At 49.5% G+C, this 24804-nt stretch carries 24 protein-coding genes; 6 read left to right on the forward strand and 18 right to left on the reverse strand.

Features of this window, described 5'->3' with window-relative positions; all coding sequences use genetic code 11:
• Window positions 1-412: 412 nt before the first annotated feature.
• From ACESON_RS13525 to ACESON_RS13540, 4 genes are all read left to right on the forward strand, one after another.
• A complete protein-coding gene (locus ACESON_RS13525; protein WP_173019868.1) occupies window positions 413-709 on the forward strand; it encodes a cysteine-rich small domain-containing protein in 297 nt (98 codons plus the stop codon).
• Window positions 706-1614 carry a LysR family transcriptional regulator gene (locus ACESON_RS13530; RefSeq protein ID WP_009243207.1) on the forward strand — a complete coding sequence of 303 codons (909 nt, stop codon included), beginning with the start codon at window positions 706-708 and terminating at the stop codon, window positions 1612-1614. The genes ACESON_RS13525 and ACESON_RS13530 overlap by 4 nt, the downstream gene beginning before the upstream one ends.
• 125 nt (window positions 1615-1739) lie before the next feature.
• Window positions 1740-4022: a 5-methyltetrahydropteroyltriglutamate--homocysteine S-methyltransferase gene (metE, locus tag ACESON_RS13535; RefSeq protein ID WP_009243208.1), complete on the forward strand. Its 2283-nt coding sequence runs from the start codon at window positions 1740-1742 to the stop codon at window positions 4020-4022.
• Window position 4023: 1 nt separating this feature from the next.
• Entirely contained in the window at window positions 4024-5142 is a 1119-nt protein-coding gene (locus tag ACESON_RS13540) for a 5-methyltetrahydropteroyltriglutamate--homocysteine S-methyltransferase (RefSeq protein WP_009243209.1), read from the forward strand.
• A gap of 60 nt (window positions 5143-5202) precedes the next feature.
• Here the strand turns inward: ACESON_RS13540 and ACESON_RS13545 are convergent, their stop codons facing one another.
• The 6 genes from ACESON_RS13545 to ACESON_RS13570 form a co-directional block, all read right to left on the reverse strand.
• Window positions 5203-5988, reverse strand: coding sequence for a DUF1275 family protein (locus tag ACESON_RS13545; RefSeq protein ID WP_177959338.1), 786 nt, complete (start codon window positions 5986-5988; stop codon window positions 5203-5205).
• A 106-nt stretch (window positions 5989-6094) separates the two neighbouring features.
• Window positions 6095-6487: a PaaI family thioesterase gene (locus ACESON_RS13550; protein ID WP_004845332.1), complete on the reverse strand. Its 393-nt coding sequence runs from the start codon at window positions 6485-6487 to the stop codon at window positions 6095-6097.
• A gap of 6 nt (window positions 6488-6493) precedes the next feature.
• Window positions 6494-6919, reverse strand: a complete 426-nt coding sequence (locus ACESON_RS13555; protein ID WP_004845331.1) for an aspartate carbamoyltransferase regulatory subunit — start codon at window positions 6917-6919, stop codon at window positions 6494-6496.
• Window positions 6913-7860: an aspartate carbamoyltransferase gene (gene pyrB / locus ACESON_RS13560; RefSeq protein ID WP_009243212.1), complete on the reverse strand. Its 948-nt coding sequence runs from the start codon at window positions 7858-7860 to the stop codon at window positions 6913-6915. The genes ACESON_RS13555 and pyrB overlap by 7 nt, the downstream gene beginning before the upstream one ends.
• Window positions 7857-9158 carry an adenylosuccinate synthase gene (locus tag ACESON_RS13565; RefSeq protein ID WP_177959445.1) on the reverse strand — a complete coding sequence of 434 codons (1302 nt, stop codon included), beginning with the start codon at window positions 9156-9158 and terminating at the stop codon, window positions 7857-7859. The genes pyrB and ACESON_RS13565 overlap by 4 nt, the downstream gene beginning before the upstream one ends.
• Window positions 9152-10387, reverse strand: coding sequence for an argininosuccinate synthase (locus ACESON_RS13570; RefSeq protein ID WP_087018074.1), 1236 nt, complete (start codon window positions 10385-10387; stop codon window positions 9152-9154). Before ACESON_RS13570 ends, ACESON_RS13565 begins: the two co-directional genes overlap by 7 nt.
• A gap of 125 nt (window positions 10388-10512) precedes the next feature.
• Here ACESON_RS13570 and ACESON_RS13575 point away from each other — a divergent pair, with 125 nt between their 5' ends.
• A complete protein-coding gene (locus ACESON_RS13575; RefSeq protein ID WP_177959444.1) occupies window positions 10513-11409 on the forward strand; it encodes a LysR substrate-binding domain-containing protein in 897 nt (298 codons plus the stop codon).
• Window positions 11410-11490: 81 nt separating this feature from the next.
• On the opposite strand, the gene ACESON_RS13580 is transcribed toward ACESON_RS13575, so the two are convergent.
• The 8 genes from ACESON_RS13580 to ACESON_RS13615 form a co-directional block, all read right to left on the reverse strand.
• Window positions 11491-13143, reverse strand: coding sequence for a recombinase family protein (locus ACESON_RS13580; protein WP_004845326.1), 1653 nt, complete (start codon window positions 13141-13143; stop codon window positions 11491-11493).
• Between the two features lie 72 nt (window positions 13144-13215).
• Window positions 13216-13383 carry a hypothetical protein gene (locus ACESON_RS13585; protein WP_164468434.1) on the reverse strand — a complete coding sequence of 56 codons (168 nt, stop codon included), beginning with the start codon at window positions 13381-13383 and terminating at the stop codon, window positions 13216-13218.
• A 269-nt stretch (window positions 13384-13652) separates the two neighbouring features.
• A complete protein-coding gene (locus ACESON_RS13590) occupies window positions 13653-15011 on the reverse strand; it encodes a virulence-associated E family protein (protein WP_009243215.1) in 1359 nt (452 codons plus the stop codon).
• Window positions 14968-15624, reverse strand: a complete 657-nt coding sequence (locus ACESON_RS13595; protein ID WP_177959442.1) for a CHC2 zinc finger domain-containing protein — start codon at window positions 15622-15624, stop codon at window positions 14968-14970. The genes ACESON_RS13590 and ACESON_RS13595 overlap by 44 nt, the downstream gene beginning before the upstream one ends.
• 48 nt (window positions 15625-15672) lie before the next feature.
• Window positions 15673-16917, reverse strand: coding sequence for a serine/arginine repetitive matrix protein 2 (locus ACESON_RS13600; RefSeq protein WP_177959441.1), 1245 nt, complete (start codon window positions 16915-16917; stop codon window positions 15673-15675).
• 171 nt (window positions 16918-17088) lie between these two features.
• Window positions 17089-17277, reverse strand: a complete 189-nt coding sequence (locus tag ACESON_RS13605; RefSeq protein ID WP_373110449.1) for a hypothetical protein — start codon at window positions 17275-17277, stop codon at window positions 17089-17091.
• Window positions 17278-17378: 101 nt separating this feature from the next.
• Window positions 17379-17684, reverse strand: coding sequence for a hypothetical protein (locus ACESON_RS13610; protein ID WP_004845318.1), 306 nt, complete (start codon window positions 17682-17684; stop codon window positions 17379-17381).
• The gene (locus tag ACESON_RS13615; protein WP_009243218.1) at window positions 17668-17961 is read right to left on the reverse strand and encodes a hypothetical protein; all 294 of its coding nucleotides are present in this window, start codon (window positions 17959-17961) and stop codon (window positions 17668-17670) included. Before ACESON_RS13615 ends, ACESON_RS13610 begins: the two co-directional genes overlap by 17 nt.
• A 362-nt stretch (window positions 17962-18323) precedes the next feature.
• On the opposite strand from ACESON_RS13615, the gene ACESON_RS13620 reads away from it, so the two are divergent.
• A complete protein-coding gene (locus ACESON_RS13620) occupies window positions 18324-19121 on the forward strand; it encodes a helix-turn-helix domain-containing protein (RefSeq protein WP_373110451.1) in 798 nt (265 codons plus the stop codon).
• 518 nt (window positions 19122-19639) lie between these two features.
• On the opposite strand, the gene ACESON_RS13625 is transcribed toward ACESON_RS13620, so the two are convergent.
• From ACESON_RS13625 to ACESON_RS13640, 4 genes are all read right to left on the reverse strand, one after another.
• The gene (locus ACESON_RS13625) at window positions 19640-19921 is read right to left on the reverse strand and encodes a DUF6809 family protein (protein WP_004845314.1); all 282 of its coding nucleotides are present in this window, start codon (window positions 19919-19921) and stop codon (window positions 19640-19642) included.
• A 13-nt stretch (window positions 19922-19934) separates the two neighbouring features.
• Window positions 19935-20312, reverse strand: coding sequence for a TnpV protein (locus tag ACESON_RS13630; RefSeq protein ID WP_004845313.1), 378 nt, complete (start codon window positions 20310-20312; stop codon window positions 19935-19937).
• Between the two features lie 238 nt (window positions 20313-20550).
• Window positions 20551-21843: a UDP-N-acetylglucosamine 1-carboxyvinyltransferase gene (locus ACESON_RS13635; protein ID WP_177958242.1), complete on the reverse strand. Its 1293-nt coding sequence runs from the start codon at window positions 21841-21843 to the stop codon at window positions 20551-20553.
• Between the two features lie 270 nt (window positions 21844-22113).
• On the reverse strand, window positions 22114-24588 hold the full coding sequence (locus ACESON_RS13640; RefSeq protein ID WP_177958243.1) for a hypothetical protein: 2475 nt from the start codon (window positions 24586-24588) through the stop codon (window positions 22114-22116).
• Window positions 24589-24804: the final 216 nt, after the last annotated feature.

Raw genomic sequence — 24804 nt, forward strand, 5'->3', positions numbered from 1 at the left:
CATACAATAATTCTCAGCTTTTGGCTACCTTAACCCACCGTCTAAAGCCAGTGGGATTGCGGTAGCCTTATTTCAAATTACTTTGAGAATTTGGCACTTACGCATAAAGCAGCACGTGACAACGTTATGTGTTTGGATTATAATGATAGATGAAAATTGAATCATCATATCGCTCCATCCGCAAAGACGGAACATGGAATCGGGTGCAAGTCCCGGCGAGTCGGTCACTGTGAAACTTTCCTGAGGGAAAGGTAAGTCAGATACGTGGGAGCGTATGGTGCTTCTGCCGGAACCGGAAGCACGTTTTTTAGGCGCAGGAAGCTGTGCTTTGTTGAGCGTGTCTGTTTGGATGCGCTTTTTTCTTACGGTTCCTATGTATAAAATAAATCCCTTTTTTGCAAGGAGTCTTTTCATGCGTAATCAGTATTGGGAAAATAAGCACTATGCTTATTTCTGCAACCGGGAATGTGAATATTTCCCCTGCCATAAGGGTGCCGACCCGGAAAATTTTAATTGCCTATTCTGCTATTGCCCTCTGTATGTATTGGGAGATCGCTGCGGCGGAAAGTTTGCCTACCTTCCCAACGGATACAAGGACTGCAGCCGCTGTCTGTTTCCCCATCTGCGGGAGAATTATGGTGTAATTACGGAACGCTATGGAGAAATCCTTGCGGCAATTCCATATCCAGATCAGGAGGATGACGAATGACCCTTTTACAACTGAAATACATTGTGACGGTTGCTGCGGCCGGAACGATCAGCGAGGCGGCAAAACAGCTTTATATCGCCCAGCCCAGCCTGACTTCCGCAATCAAGGAACTGGAAAATGAACTGGGAATTACTATTTTCAAACGTACCAATAAAGGCATCCTGCTTTCGGCGGAGGGAGAAGAATTTTTAGGATATGCCCGTCAAGTGATTGAACAGACAAATCTGATTGAAGAACGATACTTAGGGAAGACCCCTGTCAAGCATCAGTTCTGTGTGTCCACGCAGCATTATTCTTTTGCGGTAGAAGCATTTGTTGAGCTTTTGAAACAGTATGGCGGTGAAGAATACGACTTCCGCATCCGTGAAACGCAGACCTATGAGTTGATTGAAGATGTGGCAAAGCTGCGAAGCGAGGTGGGTGTGCTTTACCTTAATAGTTTCAATGAAGCTGTCCTGCGCAAGACCATGCGGGAAAATGATTTGAAATTTCATCGTTTATTTATCGCAAAGCCTCACGTTTTTGTCAGTACGTTCAGTCCTCTGGCAAAGAAGAAAATTGTTGAATTGGATGAGCTGGCAACCTATCCGAGATTGTCCTATGAGCAGGGAGAACACAATTCCTTCTACTTCTCTGAGGAAATTTTAAGTACGTTGGAAAGCAAGAAAGACATTATGGTTTCTGACCGGGCCACGCTGTTCAATCTCCTGATTGGTCTGAACGGGTACACCATTTGCAGCGGCGTTATCAACGAAGAACTAAATGGGAAAAATATTGTTGCTGTCCCCCTTGCTGTGGATGATTACATGGAAATCGGCTACATCACTCACAGCAAGGTCGGACCGGGTAAATTTGGAACTCTGTATATCGAAGCTCTGAAACGATATGCTTCCGCACAGGAATGACAGAACATAAAGTAGCGGTCTGCTATAGATTCAATCTATGGCAAACCGCTGCTTTTCCGTATTTTACAGAACCCTTTCCCGCAGGTATACTGAAAAAGAACGATCATACCCGAGGAGGACACATTATGGACTATTCAATTATTGGATTTCCGCGTATCGGGATCCACCGAGAATTAAAGTTCGCAACAGAAGCGTATTTTCGCAGCGAAATAGATGCCGATGAGTTGAAACGGGTTGTCTCTCAGCAGAGAATGGAGCAGTGGACACGCCAGAGGGACGCAGGTGCCGGCTTTATCCCGTCCAATGATTTTTCCCTTTATGACGGGATGCTGGACACCGCTTATATGCTGAACGCCATTCCAAGGCGGTATGCCGATCTGAGGCTTTCCGATATAGACACATACTTTGCCATGGCCCGTGGGTATCAGGGGGCGCAGGGAGATGTCAAAGCATTTACCATGAAAAAGTGGTTCAATACGAACTACCACTACATGGTACCAGAGCTGGATGATGATATGGAGTTGAAGCTCCGCTCAGATGCTTTTCTGGATGGCTTTCATCAGGCGCGTTCTCTGGGCATTCAGACAAAGCCCGTGGTCGCCGGACCGTTTACCTTTTTGAAGCTGGCCCGCTGTACCGGCAATAAATCCGCCACTGATTTTGTAGATGATATTCTGTTTGCCTATGCAGATATTTTGAAGCGGTGTGGAGAAAACGGCGTGGAATGGCTGCAAGTTGACGAGCCGTATCTGGTCATGGATTTAACAATGGGGGATGTTGCCCTTTTCCGCAAGCTGTACCAAACGCTGCTGGAACAAAAAGGCACAGTGAAGGTGCTGCTCCAAACTTATTTTGGCGATGTGCGGGATTGTTACCGGCAGCTATGTGAACTGCCCTTTGACGGCATTGGCCTTGACTTTGTGGAAGGAAAGCAGACCGCAGCACTTGTAGCAGCAAACGGTTTCCCGAAGGATAAAATCCTGTTTGCGGGACTTGTAAATGGGAAAAACATCTGGCGTACTAATTATAAAGACGTACTGGAGCGAATCGCCGGTTTGAAAAGCTGCTGTGACCACATTGTACTCAGTACATCCTGCTCCCTGCTCCATGTGCCGTATACTGTAAAGAATGAGCCGCAGCTTTCCACCGAAATTATCCGGCATTTTTCCTTTGCGTATGAAAAGCTGGATGAACTGCGTGAGCTTTGCTGCCTGGCTGAACTTGCAGACTATTCCTGTGACCGGCGCTATCTGCAAAATCAGGAACTGTTCCAAACCAGTGAGCTGAGAACCGACACAGAGGTACAGAAACAGGTTGCGGCACTTACTGAATCGGATTTTACCCGCAGGGTGCCCAGAAAGGAACGGCAGGCAACGCAGAAAGAACTGCTGAATCTCCCGCTGCTGCCCACGACAACGATTGGCTCTTTCCCGCAGACAAAGGAAGTCAAGCAGAACCGAACAAAATTCCGAAAAGGCGAAATCAGCGAAGAAGAATACCGAAATAATGCAAAGGGATTCATCCGGGATTGCATCGCTTTACAGGAAAACATTGGTCTGGATGTCTTGGTGCATGGCGAATTTGAACGCAACGACATGGTGGAATTTTTTGGCGAAAATCTGTCTGGTTATGTGTTTACCATAGGCGGTTGGGTACAGTCTTACGGTACACGGGGCGTAAAGCCGCCGATTGTGTTCGGGGACGTCAAACGCAAGAAGTCCATTACTACCGATTATATCCGTTATGCCAATTCCCTGACGGATAAGGATGTGAAGGGAATGCTGACAGGACCAGTCACGATTTTGAACTGGTCGTTCCCCAGAGAAGATATTTCCACGCAGGAGATGATGTATCAGATCGGCCTTGCAATCCGGGAAGAGGTTCTGGAACTGGAAGCTGCAGGCGTCCGTATTATTCAGATTGACGAAGCCGCGCTCCGGGAAAAGCTGCCGCTCCGCCGCGCCGACTGGCATAGCGACTATCTGAACTTTGCGATCAAGGCATTCCGTCTCTGCCACGCAAAGGTAAAACCGGAAACGCAGATTCACACCCATATGTGCTACAGCGAGTTTGAGGACATTATCCCGGAAATCGACGCAATGGACGCCGATGTGATTACCTTTGAGGCGTCCCGTTCCAAACTTACGATTCTGGACAGCCTGATGGCGCATCATTTTGAAACGGAGGTGGGTCCCGGCGTCTACGACATCCATTCCCCCCGCATTCCGAGTGTAGAAGAAATTGAAGCCGCCCTCCGGCTGATGCTGGACAAGATCCCGGCAGATCATTTATGGGTCAACCCAGACTGCGGATTAAAAACCAGAGGGGAAACCGAAACCGTTGCCAGTTTGAAAAATATGGTCCAGGCGGCGAAAAATATAAGAAACGAATGCAAAGGAGACATTTGATATGAGTAATTTATACGCACCGTTCCGTTACGACTACGTGGGCAGCTTTCTTCGTCCGGCAGAACTGAAAAAGGCCCGCGCCGATTATGAAGCAGGAGCCATTACCGCCGATCAGCTCAAAGCTGTGGAGGATCAGTGCATTACCGAACTGGTGGCGAAGCAGAAAGCGGCCGGATACCATGTTATTACTGACGGCGAGTTCCGCCGCGCTACCTGGCATCTGGATTTTATGTGGGGATTCGACGGCGTCGGCCATAAGAAAACGAACACCGGCCTTCCCTTCCACGGAGAGGCGGCGATGATCGATGATACTTTTGTGACCGGCAGGATCGGATTGTCCGGTGAGCATCCCTTTGTGGATCATTTTCGGTATGTGAAGGCGCTGGAGGACGAAAAGACTATAGCAAAACAGACAATCCCCGCCCCTGCTCAGACGCTGGCACAATTCTGGATGCCCTTTGCCAGAAAACACACAGAGGCCTTTTACAGTTCTGCCAAGCCGCTGATGGACGACATTGCACAGGCTTACATTGCTGTACTGCATCAGCTGTACGATGCAGGCTGCAGGAATGTGCAGTTTGACGATTGCACATGGGGAATGCTGGCGGATAAAAATGGACAGGAAATGCACGCCGCAACGAAAGAAGGGCTTTTGGCCGTCCAGAATGCCTATAAAGATATTAACAACCAGGTGATTAACGGAGCGCCAGAGGGGATGAACATCACCACCCATGTCTGCAGGGGCAATTACCATTCAACTTATGCCAGCAGTGGCCCCTATGACTCCGTGGCCGACGTTTTGTTCGGCGAAGAAAATGTAAGTGCCTATTATCTGGAGTTTGATGATGAACGCTCCGGTGGCTTTGCGCCTCTTGCAAAAATCGGAAGCGGACAGAAAGTGGTTCTCGGACTGATTACCACAAAGCAGCCGCAGTTGGAGAATAAAGAGGCCGTGATTGCCCGAATCCATGAAGCTGCAAAGTACATCCCTCTTGACAGGTTGTATCTCAGCCCGCAGTGCGGTTTTGCTTCCTGCGAGATCGGCAATAAGCTGACTGAAGAAGAGCAATGGGCGAAACTGGCGCTGGTTAAAGAGATTGCTGAGGAAGTCTGGGGCTAAATTTTTCTGTAAAAATCGCGACGTCGGAGTTTTATTCATTCGACGCCGCGATTTAATTTGTTATTGAGAATCTTTATTATGCGGTGATTTCATAACCGATATATCTTCCCCGACCTGGTGACCTATATTCTTTATCTGCTTTTCAATGTCCCACAGATCTTTCTGTATCGTTTCTTCCTCGACGCTAATTTCCGGGTGTTCTTTCATTTCTTCTCTGATAAACATCAGGCAAAAACTGACCAATAGAAGCAGGCAGGAAAACCAGATCGTATGCGCTCCGAACAGAACAACAAATTGACCGCCGATTCCAGCGCCAACAGCAAATAGGAAAATGATTTCCCAATAGCGCAAAGCTTTCCCTAAAACATTTCTATCATGTGTTCTGATGTATGCAGAAAGTGCTTCCATGCCGCTACGCATATTTCCGATACACATGGTGCTGGCAAACGCGTAACCATTCACCTTTCGGAATGTCTGCACCTGCATAGCGCAGGAAAAAGATACCAGTGCATTAGCCAGCATATCAAGACTTTGCGGAAGAAAGCTTACCAAAAACAGCAGAATCATTTCCAGTAGCAGGACAATCTGCCTCCAGTGGATATTCTGCACATTCTGATATTTTCCCCGTATCTGCTCTGCAACAATGATGCCTATTGCAAATGCTGCCAACGGAACAAAGTAGTGTGCGCTCTGCAACCAATTACGCTCACAGATGTTTTGACTAAGTAATACGATATTCCCGGTCTGAGCATTGGCGAACACCTTGCCCCGGAACACATAGGTATAGGCATCTTGCAGGCCGCCTGATATTGACAAAAATGCGACAGTTGGGAAAGATTCGGACATTTGTCCCTGATGCTGGCATTTTATAATTCCATGCAAATGTGTTCACTCCTTGATGTATAACTAAAGATACCTCTATGTATGTATTCTCAAAATAGCAGAAGCCTGACTATGTTTGGCATCCTGAAATACAATACATATCAACCATACCATCACAAAGAAGATGATCATCTTGATCGGTAATGCTGATATGAAAGTAAGCCATGTGCTTACCGCGCTTTATGATTTCAGCTTTTGCAAAGATTGTCCCTGACTGTACGTTATGCAGGAAATTGATATGTGCGCTTTGCGTTACATAATCTCTACCATCCATTCTGGCAAAAATTCCCGCCACGCAATCTGCCATTGCATATAACAATCCTCCATGTACGTGTCCATGAAGATTCATAGATTCGGCAACCAAGTTTACCTTTACCACACAGCAATCCGGGTCAACTTTGCATATTTGAATATGGTTATAAGACATAAAAGGATTGCCTTTTTCGTATGCAGAAAAATCCATATGGTATCACCTCTGTACCGGCAGTTCCTGATTACAGTAAAGGCAGCGGTACTTCCCAGAAGGAGACAGTTTGAAAATATGGTCGCATCCTGCCTCAATACTGGTAATACATCGTGGGTTTGTGCATTTAACCACATTTCGCAATATCTCTGGCATATCAGGCTGACATTTTCGCTCCACTACTCCGTCTTTGATATAGATTAGTGTAATTCGCCGATCCAGATAGCCTAAAATCTCCAGCCGCTCCGGAAGGTTTGAACCTTCGATCTTAATCAGATCTTTTGTTCCATATTTCTCACTGCGCACAGATTGCAGCAGCGCAACCGCCTGATGTTTGCTCTCCAGATGGAGCAGCCGGTAAATTTCCATACCGCGCCCAGCGGGGATATGGTCAATAACCACACCATTTTGAATGGGTTCTACCTTCAGCATTTTAACACCTTCTCTCCAGTCACAGGATCGGCAATTCCCAACAGAGCCATAATTAGTGCCATGCGAACATAAACGCCATTCTGCACCTGATCAAAATAAGCGGCACGGGGATCATCATCTACCGTCCGAGTAATTTCATCGACACGAGGCAGTGGATGCAACACAGGCATATCCGGCCTAGCCAATTTCATTTTTTCAGGGTCAAGCGTGTAGATGCTCTTTAGCCGAATGTAATCTTCCTCATTAAAAAAACGTTCTTTCTGCACTCTGGTCATATATAACACATCCAGCTTAGGGAGTGTGTCCTCCAAACTGCTGACCTCCCAATATAAGGAATTTGCCGGGTGCAATGTATCCTCCTTCAAATATTCGGGAATGCGAAGTTCCTCTGGCGAGATAAAATAAAACTGATTTCCTAAAAAACGAACAAGATTGTTGACCAAAGAATGCACTGTCCGGCCGAACTTCAGATCACCGCAAAAACCAACGGTCAGATGATCCAACCGTCCCATGCGCTGGCGAATCGTCAGCAAATCAATTAAAGTTTGTGTAGGATGATTATGGCCTCCGTCACCAGCATTTATGACAGGAACTTTGGAAAACATGGAAGCGCGAAGCGGAGCACCTTCTTTTGGGTGGCGCATAGCTATAATATTGGAATAGCAGCTGACTACGCGAGCTGTATCAGCAACCGTTTCTCCTTTGGTTGCACTGGACTGTTCTGCTCCGGAGAAGCCGAGCGTCTGCCCGCCCAGACTTAGCATGGCAGATTCAAAAGAAAGCCGGGTTCTCGTACTGGGTTCATAAAATAAGGTCGCCAGCTTTTTGCCGTCAGCCACATGCGCATACATCTCCGGAGCGGCGGCAATTCGATCAGCCAAATCCAGGACTGCCATCGTTTCATCGTCATTGAAATCGGTTGGTTCAATCAGGTGTCTCACAGCCATTCCCCCTTTATCAGATATTCTTCGCGCTTTGCGCCGACAGAGATAAACTGGATCTCGTGATCAAGTAATTTTTCCAGCGTTTTGATATAATTTTTTGCAGCATCCGGCAGTTCCTCCCAGCGACGGCAAGCGGAAATGTCCTGTTTCCAGCCGGGAATGAAGCTGATAACCGGTTGATATTCTTCCAGATTTTCCGTAGGAACAAAGGTGTCTGTTTCTTTGCCTTTGTACAAATATCCCGTAATGATGGGAATTTCCTGCATATAACTGAGTACGTCTAACTTAGTCAATGCGATTTTGTCAGCGCGTTGGCATTTTAGGCCGTACCGGCTTGCAACCGCATCAAATGGCCCAACCCGGCGTGGGCGGCCTGTTGCAGCGCCATATTCACCGCCGGCCTTGCGCAGGGATTCCTTCCATTCTTCAGGCATAGCGTTCTCGGCCACAAATGGGCCTGCACCAACGCACGTTGAATAAGCCTTTAACACACCGACCACATGGTCAGGCTGCACGCCAGGAATTCCCGCTCCAATCGGCCCATAGGCCGCAATCGTTGTAGAACTGGAAGTGTAGGGGAAAATGCCATAGTCAATATCACGCATAGCGCCAAGCTGCGCTTCCAAAACAATCTGTTTTCCTGACGATAACGCTGTATCCAAATAATTTCCGGTATCACAGATATAGGGTAAAAACTCCTTTGCCTGCTTCTGGCACCAGGCAAGCAGGGCCGGATAAGACATTGGCTCCTGATGATAGCAGCCTGCCAGTTCCAAATTTTTTGCTTCCAGCATGGTTTTTAGACGAACCTGTATATATGGCTCATCTAAATGAAGCAGATCACCTAAACGCAATGTTTTTTTGCGATACTTATCGCTGTAGGCATAAGCAATTCCCCTGCGAGTAGAGCCGAAAGCAACTCCGCTCTGCGCAAGACGTTCTTCCTCCAAATCATCTTGTATCCGATGCCACGGCATGGAGATGGTTGCACGAGCGGACAGTTTGAAATTTTGAGGTGTTACAGACACCCCTTTGCCGCGAATATCGGCAATTTCATTGGAGAGATGCTCTAAATCAACTACCATACCATCCGCAAGAACACACACCACATTGGGATGAAGAATCCCGGATGGTAGCAGATTCAGAATAAATTTTCCCTGTTTGGTTACGACCGTATGCCCGGCATTATTTCCCCCCTGGTAACGCACGACAATATCCGCCCGCTCTGCCAGCAGATCAATAACCCGTCCTTTCCCTTCATCCCCCCAGTTGATACCTGTCACCGCAGTCAGCATTTTTCTGCCTCCCTTCTATTTCGGGCATTTACAGACGCCTGTATACGGGTAGGCAGCCCCAAAAGACGGATGAAGCCAGTAGCATCGGACTGCTGATAGCCCTCTCCTTCATTAAATGTGACAATATCCTCGCTATACAAAGAATATGGGGACCACACACCTGAATTGATAATGTTGCCCTTATATAACTTCAGACGTACTTTTCCGGTGACGGTCTGCTGCGTCTCTGTCACAAATGCAGACAACGCTTTGCGCAGCGGAGAAAACCACTGTCCGTCGTAAACCAACTCACCGAAGCAAATAGACAATTCCTTTTTCTTATGGGCAGTTTTTTTGTCCAATGTCAGTGTTTCTAATATCTCATGCGCTCTATACAGAATGGTTCCGCCCGGTGTCTCGTACACTCCTCGGCTTTTCATACCAACCAGACGGTTTTCCACCACATCGTACAGGCCAATACCATTACAGCCGCCAATCTCGTTTAGCTTAGAAATAATGTCTGATGATTTCATTGCCTTGCCGTTCAACTTAACAGGTACGCCTTTTTCAAAGTCCAGCTCCACATATGTAGGAGTATCCGGCGCTTTCAGTGGAGAAACGCTCATTTCCAGAAAACCTTCTTTTTCATACTGCGGCTCATTACCTGGGTCCTCCAAATCCAATCCCTCATGAGAAAGATGCCAAAGATTTTTATCCTTTGAGTAATTGGTTTCTCGATTTATTTTCAAAGGAATATGATGGGCTTCGGCGTAATCAATCTCCTCATTGCGGCTTTGAATATCCCATTCCCGCCACGGTGTAATGATTTTCATTTCCGGCGCAAAGTGCATAATGGCCAGCTCAAATCGCACCTGATCGTTGCCCTTTCCGGTGCTGCCGTGGCAAACAGCATCCGCCCCCTCTGCCTTTGCAATTTCCACGACACGCTTAGCCAGAATAGGGCGGGCAAGGCTGGTTCCCAATAAATACCCTTCATAATCAGCTCCCGCCTGCATAGTAGGAATAACAAACTCATTAACAAACTCATCCGTTAAATCCTCGACATAAAGTTTGCTGGCTCCAGAAGCCACTGCTCGCTGTTTCAAATCATCCAATTCATCGTCTTGTCCAACATTTCCACAGACAGCGATCACTTCACAGTTGTCATAGTGTTCTTTCAGCCACGGGATAATAACGGAGGTATCCAGACCACCGGAATATGCCAGCACAACTTTTTTGATTTCACTCATACTAAAGCACTCCTTCACTTGTTTTTGGAACCAAAATCTATTATACTGGACAGGCAGGAATATGTAAAAAGTATTATTGATATAGTGATCATCAGCAATTAGCATATCAGAAAGAGGATGCCTGGATGGATGTCAACTTTGAATATTACAAGGTTTTTTATTATGTAGCCAAATACAAGAATTTCACAAAAGCGGCTCATGCACTGGGCAGCGGACAGCCCAACGTTACCCGCGCCATGAACTGCCTGGAGCAGCAAACGCACTGTACGTTATTTATACGCACCAATCGAGGTGTTCAACTGACCCCAGAAGGAGAAATGTTGTTCACTCATGTCGAAGCTGCCATTTCTCAGATACAAACAGCCGAAACCGAACTAAATGCGCACAGTGGTTTGGAGCATGGAAGTATTTCAATCGGAGCCAGCGAAACCGCATTGAATATCTACCTGCTGGATATATTGAAGCCCTTTCACATGAAGCATCCCGGTATTCGCTTGAAAATATATAACCATTCCACTCCGCAAGCCATCCGCTCTGTTAAAAACGGTGAAGTTGATTTTGCTGTTGTATCAACGCCGACCAACGTGGATACCCCTTTGAAGGAATTGCATTTGCGGCCCTTCCGTGAAATTCTTGTGGGCGGCAAAACTTTTACGGCACTGGGCGGCCAGGAGCTGACACTTGCCGAACTAAAAAATTATCCGTTGATTTGCCTCGGAAAAGAAACTATGACCTGGAATTTTTATCATAAATTGTTCCTGTCCCACGGGTTGGAGTTGATACCAGACACGGAAGCAGCTACCACAGATCAGATTTTACCTTTGGTAAAAGCGGAATTAGGGCTAGCTTTTCTTCCAGAACCAATGGCGAAGGAAGCACTTCAGCAACGTGAGATCGTCCAGATTCATCTGCGGGAAACAATCCCTGAACGTCAGATTTGTATGGTATATGACAGGAAACGTCCATTGAGCGCTGCTGCTCAAAATCTTAAAACCGGTATTTTGGAAACAATGGCCTTTTAGGATGCTATAAATAACACATACATTTTTATCTTTTCCAAATATCAAAAAGTCCTCCCCGGTACGGGGAGGGCTGTACTGTCTTTATGCTGCAATCTCCGGGATTTCCCCGACAAAGTTATAAACGATTTTGACTTTCTGCACCTTCTGTCCGTCCACCTTCTTGACCTCGCCAATCAGAATCCGGCTGATAAGCCGGTTCAGCATTGCCTCGTCCAGTTCCTCAATAGCGGAATAGCGCCGGATTTCCTTGATAAAGGTACGGACTTCGCTTTCCTGTGCGTCCGCCCGGCTCTGCATCATCGCCAGGTCATGCAGACGCTTCTGGTTGGATTCCTGCTCCTGTTCCAGCGCCGCCGTCAGTTTCATAAACCGCTGTTCGGTCAGGATGCCTTTTGCCTTATCCGTGTACAGGCTTAAAAACATCACATCAATTTCCTGATTCCGGGCTTCCAGCCGTTTCCGTTCCTTCTCGGTCTGAGAAGCGTCTACCAGATACCGGCGCTCCATCCGGCTGCTGAGGTGCTGATAGAACGCATCGGCGTCCTTCATGGCCTGCGCCGCCAGCTCCTGAATGTCTTTCAGCACCAGATTGTATAAATCTCTGGCCTCGATCTTGTGGCTGGAGCAGACCTTGCATCCCATGCGGTTATAAGTCTGGCAGATATAGTACGCCTTGTCAATCGGTTCCCGCATCTCGCCGGTGAACCGGTTCTTCCCGGTTCTGCCGACCTTTTCATACCGCACCTGCATGGACTTCCCGCAGGTAGCGCAGTAGACCAGCCCGTGGAACAGATTATAAAAGGGGCAGGCATTGCCTTTCATGATAGGTGGTTTGCGGTCAATGATAGCTTGTACCTGTTCCCATTCCTCCGGCGTCACAATCGCCTCATGGCAGCCCTCGATCACTTCCCACTGGTCACGGGGGATAATGTCATAAGTGTTGGAGCGGATGCCCTTCTGGTGTGTCCGAAAGACCAGATGTGCGCCCTTATAAAAGGGATTCCGCAGGATATGGCTGATCCTTGCGCCGCCCCAAGAGTAATAGTTGGCGTCAAACTCCGTATTGGCCTTGACATGGGTGATGGGGATTTTTTCTTCCATCAGCCGTTTGGAAATCCTCATGCAGCCCAGCCCGTCAAGGGCATAGTCATAGATTTTACGGATGATCGGCGCTGTCTCCGGGTCAATGATAAGATGCCCTTTGTCCTCCGGGTCACGCATCAGGCCGAAGGGCGGCGTCCCTCCGCAGAACTTTCCCTGCCGGGAGCGGGTCGTGATGCCCGCCAGCACCTTTTTAGAAATATCCCGGCTATACATATCGTTCAGGATATTCTTGAAGGGCGTAATGTCCATCTCCTGACGGGTCAGGCTGTCCACGCCGTCCGTGATGGCGATATAGCGCACATTGTGTTTGGGGAAAAAGATTTCGATATAGCTGCCAGCTTCAATATAATTCCTACCAAGTCTGGATAGGTCTTTGGTGATGACGCAGCCGATCTTCCCCGCCTCAATGTCAGCGATCATACGCTGGAAGGCAGGGCGGTTGAAATTGCGGCCCGTATAGCCGTCATCCACATAATACTCATACTGGAACATCCCATGCTTTTCAGCAAAGTCCCGAAGCATGATTTTCTGGTTGCTGATGCTCATGCTCTCATTGTCGCCGCCGTCATCCAGAGAGATACGGCAGTAGAGAGCGGTGATTTTCTCATAGACTTGTTTTTTCCTGCTCATAGCGTTCTCCTTCTATGAACAGGGACACGATACCATTATAATACCATGCCCCTGTCCCTGAATCAACCGTTTTTACGCAGCGTTCTCCGCCATCTCACGCTGTTCCAGCCATTCCTCGAAGTGTTCGCAGGTCTGGCGCTCGATCAGTTGCTCAAAGGCTTCCCGCATGGATTTCTCCCCGGAGAACTCCCGCACCACCACAAAACGGACTTTATTTTTCTGCTGCTTGCTTTTTTCCATAGGCTACCTCCATAGAGTGGCAGGCCAGACAATAGCACACCGGCAACGAAGTCCGGCAACGAACCTCCAAAAACCTGTAAACTACCGTCTGGCCTGCAAATCTTTCTTTCTAAATTTTCTTGAAAAATCTCGTTGCTTTCGTTGCCGGAGATAGAGATAGATATTAGAAAATGCCTTATTTACAGGCTTTTTCCGTATCCAGACCGGAAAATCCCCGGCAACGAACCCGGCAACCAAGTGACAACCATCCCGGCAACAGACCGCTATTTTTATGCGATCCACTCTTTGGGAAGTTCCAGCTGGCGGCATTCTTCCTCGGTCAGCTCCACAAATCCATCTTCGTTGCCGGGCAGTTCGTTGCCGGAAACGTCCCGTTCCCAGCCCCTCTGCCTGCCATACCCGGCGAACATCCTCGGATTGGAGAACGGCTTCCAGCCCGTCACCACCGTGTTCATGATCTCGTTGATATTGTGCAGCTGCCACCGTTTCGGCTCGTCATAGGTGTGGCCCAGCGCCTCCTTGAACAGCTGTTTGGAGCAGACCATGCTGCCGGTGTAGTGTTCCAGAAAGCCCTGTATCTGCCCGGCCTCCGTGTCCTCCGGCATGAAATCCTTCTGTACCTCCACCAGCTGGCGCTGGATGGACTTGCTGAACTTCATAGAGTAGTGGCCGCTGCGGTAAATCGTCATGGCCTCCGCCCAGACCTGCAAAAGATAGGCTCTGGAGGCGTCCTCGTCCTCCAAAATGTGAACCTCCGCATTCTCCGGGTAAATCATGATCGGCAAAAAGCGCCGGTTCCCGGCCCGGTCAAGGGGCAGGAAGTCCAGCGTGTTGGATGAACCGCCGAACACACACTGCCGCAGCCGGTCTTTGGGCTGGGCTTCATAGGGCGTCCGGTAGGTTTCCTTCTGGCGGCTGATGAATGAGCGGATTTCTTCAATGCTTTTGGCGCTGCTGGTAGCCAGCATCTCCGACATCTCAATAATCCAGTGTCCTTGCAGTTTCAAAAACACCCGGTCATCATCCAGCTTTTTCAGGTCATCGGAAAACCACTCGTCCCGGATCGCCAGCAGGCGGAAGAAGCTGGATTTGCCAGCGCCCTGACCGCCTACCAGACAGAGCATTTCCTCATATTTGGAGCCGGGCCGGAATACCCGCCGGATAGCCCCCAGCAGGAAGTGTTTCAGCATTTCCTCCACATAGTCGCTCTCGTCCGCACCCAAGAAGTGATGGAGACAGGAGCGGATGCGGGGCGTCCCGTCCCAGACAAGGCCGTTCAGCACGTCCTGTATGGGATGGTAGCAGTTTTCATTCGCCACGATAGAGAGCGCCGCTGTCATCTTTTTCTCGCTGGTCAAGCCATAGTTCTGCTCAAAATAGAGAAGCAGATACTTCACGTCTGTATCCGTCAGGGCGCTGGTATTCCTGCGCCAGCCCAAATCCCGCACAATGTCCACCCGGTCAGTCAGGAGGTTCAGCCGGATCGCCCCGCGCAGGAGAGGGTCATGGCAGAACACCGTCCGGCAGTTGCCGATGGTGTTGGCGGGCTGGCCCTTCTCGGTGACGGAGAGGCTTTCCCGCACCTCAGAGGCGCTCTGCTCCGGCGCTAAGGCTTCGGCTGCGCTCATGGCGGCCTGCCGGGTGGCTGGCGGCAAACTCTGATATTCGCTGCTCAATCTTCCTCACCTCTTTTCCGTACTGGGCGACAACGGAAGCCCGTTCCTCCATGCTGCCGGACAGGAGAACATCCAGCAGATACTCCGTGTGTGCTTTCTTTTGCAGTGCTTCCACAAACAGCGGATTCCATGCTTCCTCCGGCGTTTGCGGAGCGTATTCCTTCTCCCAGCGTTCCAGCAGATGCAGGTAATCGCACAGTACCCGGAAACATTTCTGCTCCGCCTGCCGGTAGCGCAGTTCCTCGCTGATTTTCCGTTTGACCGGCCTCCTGCGGGGCGGGTCATGGCCTTTGGCGTCATAGCGGACAGAGAAATCCTCCGCCAGCTTCAGAGCCGCTTCCTTACCGCTCAGACCAAACAGGCGGGCGGTAAAATCAATCACATCCCCGTCCGCCTGACAGCCGAAGCAGTGGAACCGGCGGTCAACCTTCATGCTGGGATGTTTGTCATCGTGGAAGGGACAGCAGGCCATCCCATTCCTGCCAACCTGCACCCCATAATATTCCGCAGCCTGCCTTGTGGTGACAGACTCCTTCACCGCTTCAAATACATTCGATTTTCTCACCTCCAGACAGAGAAAAAGACACCTGGTTTCCGCAGAAAATCAGATGCCTCATAACTCCATATCGTGTTTCTTAGTCGGAGCGATCCGCCCCTCACGTTCCCAGCGTTCCCGGTTATCCCGGTCAGCGTCCAGCTTGCCTTTCGCCAGCTTATCCCGGATGGATTCTCTGGCTTTCTCCTTGATCTGCTCCTTACCGGCCTTCTTGACCTCCGGCTGCATAAGCGTTTTCTGGATTTTTGCCAGGGCACTCTGCATGACACGTTTGATTTTGGTAATCACTCCATCCAGCCGGGCGGCGGCGTAGTCACGCTCCTTCTGCGGGGCCTTCCGCTCCGGCGAAAGTACCCACTTTTTTGTTTCCTCAATCAAACGAATATCTTCTTTGTGTGTCTCCTGCCGGACAGTATCGGTCACCACCTCCACCGCCTTGTCATAGGCCACATCGGAAACATCATCCAGCAGCGTCTCCACGTCCTCGATTTTGAGCGTCAGTTCTTCCAGCTTCTGCTCCTGCGCCGTCAGCTGCTCCTTCTGCTTCATCAGGATATAGTCCTGCTTTTCCAGATACTCCCGTCCGCCGTAGGACGGCTCCTGATCCAGATGCAGCCCATGCCGCTTTGTGATGTCAAACAAAATCGTCCGGCAGACCGCATCGAAGGTCTGTTTCCGATTGTTGTGCCTGCCTTTTGGCTTGTCCGGGTTCGGGAGAGGGATGCCCAGTTCCTCCAGCGCCTTCTCCTGCTGGGGACACAGTTCCCCGTAGCGGTTCTCACAGTCGAACACATGGCGCTCATGGATGTGGGGCGTCCCCTCGTCCAGATGGAGCGCCCAATCTAAAATGTGGATATGGGAACCGAAGCGGCGCTCGAATTCCTCATAGAACTCGTTGACGATGCGAAAGAGCGTTTCCGGCGGGACGGATTCTTCCAGCGTGCCGATCTGGTAGATGCTTTCCTCCGGGCAGGTCTTGTTGTTTTTCAGCAAGTCCTCCACGGTGCGGTTGCGCTCGGTGTGCCGGGTTTTCTCATTCCGGGCGTTCTGCGCCTCCACATGGTCAGAATAATACTCGTAGTAGTACATCCGCTCGATTTCCTCAAAGCTGAAATCCGGCTGCTCCGGGTTCTCCCGGAACTCGTGTGTGGTGAAGCCCCGGTAGCAGTCCCAGTAGATGTTTTGCCTGGCCCGCTCTGCGTCGATGTGTTCGCTGTTCTCCACATCAAACCGGCGGTCATTGTGGCGGGGATTGTAGGTGCCATGCTTGCCGGAGCGCCCGTTGTGTCGTGTCAGTTTCAAACAATTTCCCTCCTTCCTGCGAAGATGTTCCGGGGCCGGGGAAGGGCGGCGAAGCCGCAAATCCTGCGAAAGTCTGCGTCAGGTAATACCCAGGGAAAGTTGACGCAGGCATCAACTTTCCCTGGGCCGAGGTTTTCCACCTCTGGACACCGGAGTAAAGGCTCGCCGCCTCTACACTCCGCACAGGCGCTGCCGCCCTGTACCCGCCCAATGGGCGTTGCCCCTTGACCCCAGCAGTGCGCTGCCGCCCCTGCACCCCGCCACAGAGGGCTCGCCGCCCTCTGTACTCCCGCACCGGCGAAGCTGGCTTCCGCCGCAGAAGCGGTTGCCGCCAGTTTCACCGGCTCCACATCCACACATTTACGCCTTTCGGCTGGAAGTGGATACGGAATACGCCTGCGGGGATTGCCGGTCAAAACATCAGGTGCAGCCCCGGCATTTTGACCGTAATCTCCCCGATTTCAGGCTATTTTTTCTTCCGCCCCTACCACCTGAAAGCCATGCTCCTTTGCGTAGGCACTGGCGGCGGCTTTCCGTTCCTCACTGTACGGCGGGATGAACCGGATCGACAGCCGGGACTTGTCCAGTACATAGGTCACGCTGCCCTCCGGCGTACTGCGCTCCAACCGGCACAGCAGCGGGTACTTCCGGCTGAACTCCGCCAGCCTGCGCTTCAAGCTGGCGTTGAAGGTGTAGACGCTGGCAAGGTTCTCCGCCTCGTTCCAGTTGATGATGGTTTCTTTCTCATATTTAGACAGCTTCCTCATATAAATCCTCCTCATAATCAGTGTAAGATTTCAGCACTCGCAGGCTGCGCTTTAGACGGCGGTACTCGTCCATCTCCATGCGCAGATGGTGGTAAAAATCCTCGTACCAGCTTTCGTCCACCTCCGTCTCCACCTTACGGGCCAACCCCAGCATCCGGCGTTTGGCCTCCGGGTCAACCGTCAGGGCCGTCAGCCATTTCAGCCGTGTCACCGTATTGTGGTGGCTGGGACAGCCGTAAGCGTAGAGAATCTTCTTTTCTTTCATGCTCAGTTTCATAATGATATTCCTCCATTTCTTTGCTGCGGAGCCATGCGCCCCGCATGATAAACTTGTTTCTGTCCGCCGGTCTGCCTGCAAGCCGCTCCTGCCCGGAATTTCTCCCGGCGTATCGGCCTCTTTGGTGCGCTCGATTTCTGTCGTGGCGTCACTTCCCCGGAGGCCATACCCCTTGCAGCCGGTCATTCAATTTTCAAGGTTCAGTGCCTGTCTGCAAGAACCAGTTTACCGAAAAAAGAGGCCCTTTCCCGTATATCCAAAACGTCGGAAAAACGCTTGAAATCCGCATATTTCCACGCTTATGGAATCGTGCTATAATGGGTGTAATCACTGAAAAACCATAACGAGAGAGGGGGCTTTGGATGTACGCAAAGCTGACAATCCCGGAGCGGCTCAAAGACCTGCGGGTGGTGGACAAGCACCTGACGCTGGAACAACTGGCGGAGCAGACCGGCCTGTCTAAATCTGCGCTGGGGAAATACGAAACCGATGACTACAAGGACATCAGCCCATTTGCGATTGCGACGCTGGCGGATTTTTACGGCGTGTCCGCCGACTATCTGATGGGACTGACCGATAATAAAGAGGTTCCCAACGCCGATGTACAGTCGCTCCATTTGAACGATGAAATGATTGAACTTTTACGGAGCGGCAAAATCAACAATCGGCTTCTCTGCGAACTGGCTACACACCCGAACTTCCGGCGGCTGATGGTGGATATGGAAATCTGTATCGACCAAATCGCCAATATGCGGGTGGAGCAGATGAATCTGGTGATGGAAGCCACCCGGCAGGCCGTCCTCAGCAAGTATGCGCCCGGAGAAGATGACCTCTATATGCGGACGCTGGAACTGGGGCAGGTGCAGGAAAGCGATTATTACAGCCACGTCATACACGATGATCTGGACAGCATCGTCCGGGACATCCGGGAAGCACACCGCAAGGACAAGACCACCGCCGACCCGCAGCCCACGCTGGATGACGTGAAGGAAAAATTTGAGCAGGCCATCCATCAGGGCAGCGATATAGAAATGCTGATCCACGAATTTTGCGATAAGTTGCAGATACCCTTTGAGAAGATTTCCTCGGAGGACTTCTCGGCGTTCCTGCGGATACTGAGCCTGTCCAAGATACTCAAAAATCCCAACAATATGAGGTGAAAGACCAGCCCCATCCCGCTCAACCGCAAGGCCAGGCGCAAGCAGAAGTAAGTCTGCCGGTATCGGCTTTATGTGTATCCCTGTCTGTATTTTCCAGTTTAGCGGAAGAAACGCCGGTTCCAGAGTCCCTTGCAGACGCAGTTCGCTATGTCTTGTAGACATAGTCCATCACTCGGTATTCGCTTCCGACAATAAAAAGTATAGGTCTGGACACGGCGGAATCAGAGTGACTTGTAGTACAGCTACCGGGCGTGTTTGTCACGGTTGGCGGCTGTAAGGGCAGCAAAAAAGGCCATCCACCGGTTGAGCGGTAAATGACCTTTATGAAGCTGTATTCTGTTGTGGTGGTTGTGCCCAAAATGGGCACAGCCAAAAGCCGATGTTGTTTCGATTTTGGTAGTTCTCAAAATGGAAACCACCACTTTACTCCAATGAAGTAGGAGTGGTCATTTTGTCCACCACCACTTTATGGGAGTAAAGTAGCCGTACTCAAAATGAGAACGGCTACAATGGGGATGCTACTCTTTTTCTCTCTGCGCCACTTGCTCATAGGCTTCCTTTTGGACAAGTAGCCCCGCCGAAAAGCCGTATTTGAAGTGGCTTTCGTTTTCCTCGCACTGAGCGATTGCCATTTGCTCCCGCAGTTCTTCAACCAGAGCATAGTCCTCTTTGCTCAGGTGTTCCGATAAAGTATCCATCAGAGCTGCACTGGCTTTGGTGGCCTGCTTGAACCTCAGTGAATCAGCAACCACCGTTTCACAAGGATAGAACCTGCCGTTAAACATTTCTTCCAGAATCATGCGTCCACCTCCCTCAGGCAAAAATCATCTCAGAGAGGATGATTTCCTCTGCCCGACTGCGGATGCTGTTCATGGCTCCGACCCATGCAAGCTGGTCACAGGCTTTCAGTTCCTCGGTGACGCCCTCCGCATCCTGCATCTGCGAGATGATACACGCCAGCCGGTCATCGGCCTGCTCGTTCAGGTCAGCAAGATATGTCCAGAGTTTTCCCGACAGAAGCAGTTCATTGTACTGGCCGGGGCAGTGTTCTTGCAGAAACGCCTTGTGCATCCGCCCCCACCGCCCGATGGGGCGTTTTTCCTCCGGCAGTTTCAGGTCGGGGATGTAGTAGTCTCCCATCAGCGTGTAGCCGATGCCGTTGTGGTGGATTTTCTTTGGTAAATGCTCCATGTCCGACCTCCTGTATTCAATTTTTTCAGAATCCAGTTGATCGTGTCCCTGTTCATGATAAATTCAAGGCAACTGAACTCTTCACGAACAAGTATGGCACATCTCTTCTAACCCATGGCGATCCTCGCGGAGCGTTTTTATGTCATAGGACGCAATTTCCTATAACAAAAAACGGGATATGGAACCGCCCATATCCCTGAATTTTTTCAAATTAATTGCTTCCTGGTGTCATGGCAAATCAGCCGATTTTCAGCCGAAACTTCTGAGCCTCTTTTTCCGAATCCACAACCTGAATCACAGCTCCCAGGGACTGCAGCTTCTCCTCAAAGCACTCATAGCCTCTCTGAATGTATCCAATCTCATCTACTACCGTATAGCCACTGGCAGAAAGACCAGCCAGAACTAGAGCCGCTCCCGCTCTCAGATCCGGAGATTCTACCTGAGCCCCGGTAAAGCCCCTGACGCCTTCAATAATCGCTACGGTTCCCTCTACCTTAATATTGCCGCCCATGCGGGTCAGCTCGTCTACATATTTGAACCGGTTTTCAAAAATACTCTCTGTAATTACACTGGTGCCCTCAGCAAGAGCCAGAGTAACTGTCATCTGAGGCTGCATATCCGTAGGAAATCCAGGATAGGGCAGGGTCTTGATATTGGTCGAATGCTGACGCGGTTTTCCCACCACGCGCACCTCGTCATCTCCCTCCAGAACCTCGCAGCCAATCTCTACAAGCTTGGCCGTAATCGCCTCTAAATGCTTGGGAATGACATTTTTTACTGTAATATCACCGCGGGTAATCGCTGCTGCGCACATAAAGGTGCCTGCCTCAATCTGATCCGGAATAATGGAATACTCTGTGCCGTGAAGCCGGCGAACACCGCGGATTCGAATAATATCCGTACCTGCTCCCTTAATATTGGCTCCCATACTGTTTAAGAAGTTGGCAACATCTACTACATGAGGCTCTTTCGCAGCATTTTCAATGATGGTCTGCCCCTCTGCCATAGCTGCTGCCATCATAATATTGATCGTAGCGCCTACAGAAACCACATCCAGATAAATATGGCTTCCCACCAGATCAATCGCATGAGCTACTACAGCGCCTCTCTCAATCTCAATTTTGGCCCCCAGAGCCCGAAATCCCTTCAGATGCTGATCGATAGGCCTGCTGCCGATATTGCAGCCGCCGGGAAGGGGAACCTCCGCGCTTTTATATTTGCCAAGCAGCGCCCCAATAAAATAATAGGACGCTCTGATTTTCCGGATATACTCATCATCTACAGAAACCTCACGGATTGTGGATGCATTGATCCTGACACTGTGACGATCCAGACGCTCCACAGATGCCCCGATCTCTTCAATGGCCTCCAGCAGCACATTAATGTCGCGAACATCCGGCAGATTCTCCACAATCACATCCTCGTCCGTCATAATCGCCGCCGCCAGAATACCAAGGGCAGCATTCTTAGCCCCACTGATCACTACATCGCCAACCAGGGGATTGCCGCCTTTCATAATATATTGATTCATCCCACACCTCTGTCTAAATCTCTTCCTAAATCTCTTCCTAAATCAACAAAAACCGAAGCTTTTATCTGTTCTCTATTTACTAAAAATTACAGCTGTTCAGGACGGCCCGTTCTTTCCTTCCAAAGCTCCGGCGGAAACACTGCAACACTGAACTGCTGTCAAAATAATCGAAATCTGTCTGTTTTCCAACCACCAGGTCTTCTGCGCACCCAGTGTCTTATAGATTATACCACATAAATCCGATTTGTAAAGAGAAACGAGCATTCCTACTTACTGAAGCCGGACTGCACAGATAAAATCATTTCCCCGCCGGCGGAAAAATTCCGTACTGTCATTGAGTCCTGCCTTGTAGGTTTCACCGGAAGCCGGATCATACACAGTCACATTGTACTGATCAAAACCACACAGCAAAAGATAGCTGCCGTTTTCTGTAAATCCCAAAACCGGCATATTCTGATCAATAAAATAAAGCAGCTGCTGCATACTGCAGCCTCTTGCATCCAGAATCATCAGACCGTCCTCCAGAATACAACTGGCTGAAAAATTTTCCAGCTGCCGCTCTACCAGAGCAAAGACAGAAACCGGATCCTTAATATTTTTTACCGTTCCACGGTTGACTCTGCTCCACAGAATCCTGTGATTGCCGTCTGTAACAACCCCCATTTTTTCATAGGCTTTCTGCATCGCCTCAGAAAAATCTGTGGTGATTTTCTGCAGATGACCGCCGCTGTAGGCATAAAACTCCAGCTTTTTCACCTGATAATTGGATTTCAGTTCCAGTATATCTGACTCGCTGTCACGGATCTTCCTGGGAACAGAAATCCGTACATTTCTGGTGCTGCGAATCTCCTGAGAAAGCTGTACAAAATACAATTTTCCTTTATCTGCAGATGCATACCAGCCAATTCCCTCTAATTCCCCAGGCCCCATAGACACGTTGCATACAATTGTATCCGGCTGGGCCTCTATATAGCTTCCTCCTGTTTTGGAAACACGGCTCAGATGAATCCGGCTTTCTTCTACCTGTACCTCAGAAATATAGTATCCGGGCTTTTCATAGCTGGTTTCCTCCTGCATCTGAGCATTAATAATCCGAATACTTTCCATCGGAAGATCCCGGACACGTCCGTTGACCATCCACACATCCTCTCTGTCTGCTGTCCCATAAACAAGATCGCTTCCTACAAAGCCGAGAACTCTTACATATTTTCCTGAGTCACCTCGAATTTCCCGTTTTTCTCCTGTATTCAGATCCATCAGACTGAGGCTTTCTGAATCATATCGGCTTCCTCCCTCCTGCCATGCAATGCGGCTTCTGTCTGCACTGACAGCATAGCAGCCTTCCTCAAGGGCATCTGCCACAACAATATTTTCCCGGCTTTTCAAATCTATACCATAAATGGCATGATCCACATACAGATACAGCATTCCCTGCTCGTTCCGGTAAACAAGCTGCTGCAGATCGTCCTCCAGAGTTTCATAGGATCCTGTATAGGGAATGTAATAAAGCTCCTCCAGCGCATTCTGTCCGGAATCGTAGTGGTAACCCACAATTCCCATGCTTCCCTCATGGTTTCCCCTGTTCATATACCCATATACAAGAAAATCCACATCCCCACTGTCTGCCACAGACAGAATCGAGACATCATGCTGCCCGTAATAATTGCGGGGATCCGTTATATCACTGCTTCGAAAGGAAAAGACCCTTGCTCCCCTCTGCTCCTTCTGATCATAGCTCCACAGATCCCGGTTTGTCCGGTAAGCCAGAACGTTTCCATCTGGACTTTTTTTGACCTCAACCCGCTCATCTCTGGTGATTCCAAGCAAAATCCGTTTTCCCGTGTAATCTGTCTGCTTTCCCTGAAAAATCTGGTTTACCTGCCTATCATAATCCATCAGATAAATCCGAAGGGAATTCCATTTCATAGTGAAATTTTCTTCTACCTGATAATATTCTGTCTCGTCCTCTCCGTTTTTTCGTTCCGCCAAATACGATAACTGGACGCAGCTCATAATTCCGTCTAATTCCTTAAGCGTCACCTGAACCTGACCTGCTGGCTGCATACCCAAATCTCCCCAGGTCAGGTGAGAAAAGCTGGAGCGGATCGTAGCTGTTCCAAAGGAACTGTTGTCCTCCGCAGAACTTGTCTCCAAATAGGTAGTCAGCTCTTTTGCCTGCTCATAGTCAAAAGTTCTGGCAGAAAAATCTACTGCCAAATCCAGCATGGCAGAAACTCCCTCATTTTCTGTCCAGAGAATTCTGGTATAATAATGAACAATTCCATGCTTCTCCGTATTCAAATCCAAACGCAGCAGATATTCCTGCTCCCTGTTCAGAAGATTCTGAATAGGAAGCACTGCCCGAAGTTCCTCTCCATTCTCTTCCCACTGTTCTAACACAGTGCGCTCTATCAGACGTTCCCGATCCATGGTTCTGATCTCATAGCTGATGCCTGTAACCGCATCTCCTCCCTTTTCAATCAGAACCGCCAGCGCCCGATCCTCCGGCAATACCGTCAGACTGTTTCCTGCTGCCCGATTATCCACCTCCTGTACATATCCGGCCATGGGATTAGTCTTTCGACCAAACATTTCCACACTGACTGCCGGAAGAGAAGCCTCTCCCATATCTACATACACCACCTGTTCTTTTCCGCTGTCTCTGCCGGACAGAAAAAAATATGCCAGCAAAGCGGCAGCAAAAATTCCAAACAGGATTACCGCTCTTTTTATCACTCGATTCATTCTGTCTGTATCCTTACATAATTAATACTGAATTTTCTTCCCGGTTTCCGATTCTCTTCCGCTTTTCCAGCTTCAGCACACAGAAACTCAAGAAATATTCTATCTGGTTTTTCGGGAAACTACAACCAAATCTTTTCTTAAATTTCCAGGATATCCTTGCACAGCCAGGAAAAATCCTTTATAATAGGTTCTACCACTTCAGACATTCTTATGTCT

Source organism: Lachnoclostridium sp. Marseille-P6806 (assembly GCF_964238185.1).
Classification (GTDB): domain Bacteria; phylum Bacillota; class Clostridia; order Lachnospirales; family Lachnospiraceae; genus Brotaphodocola.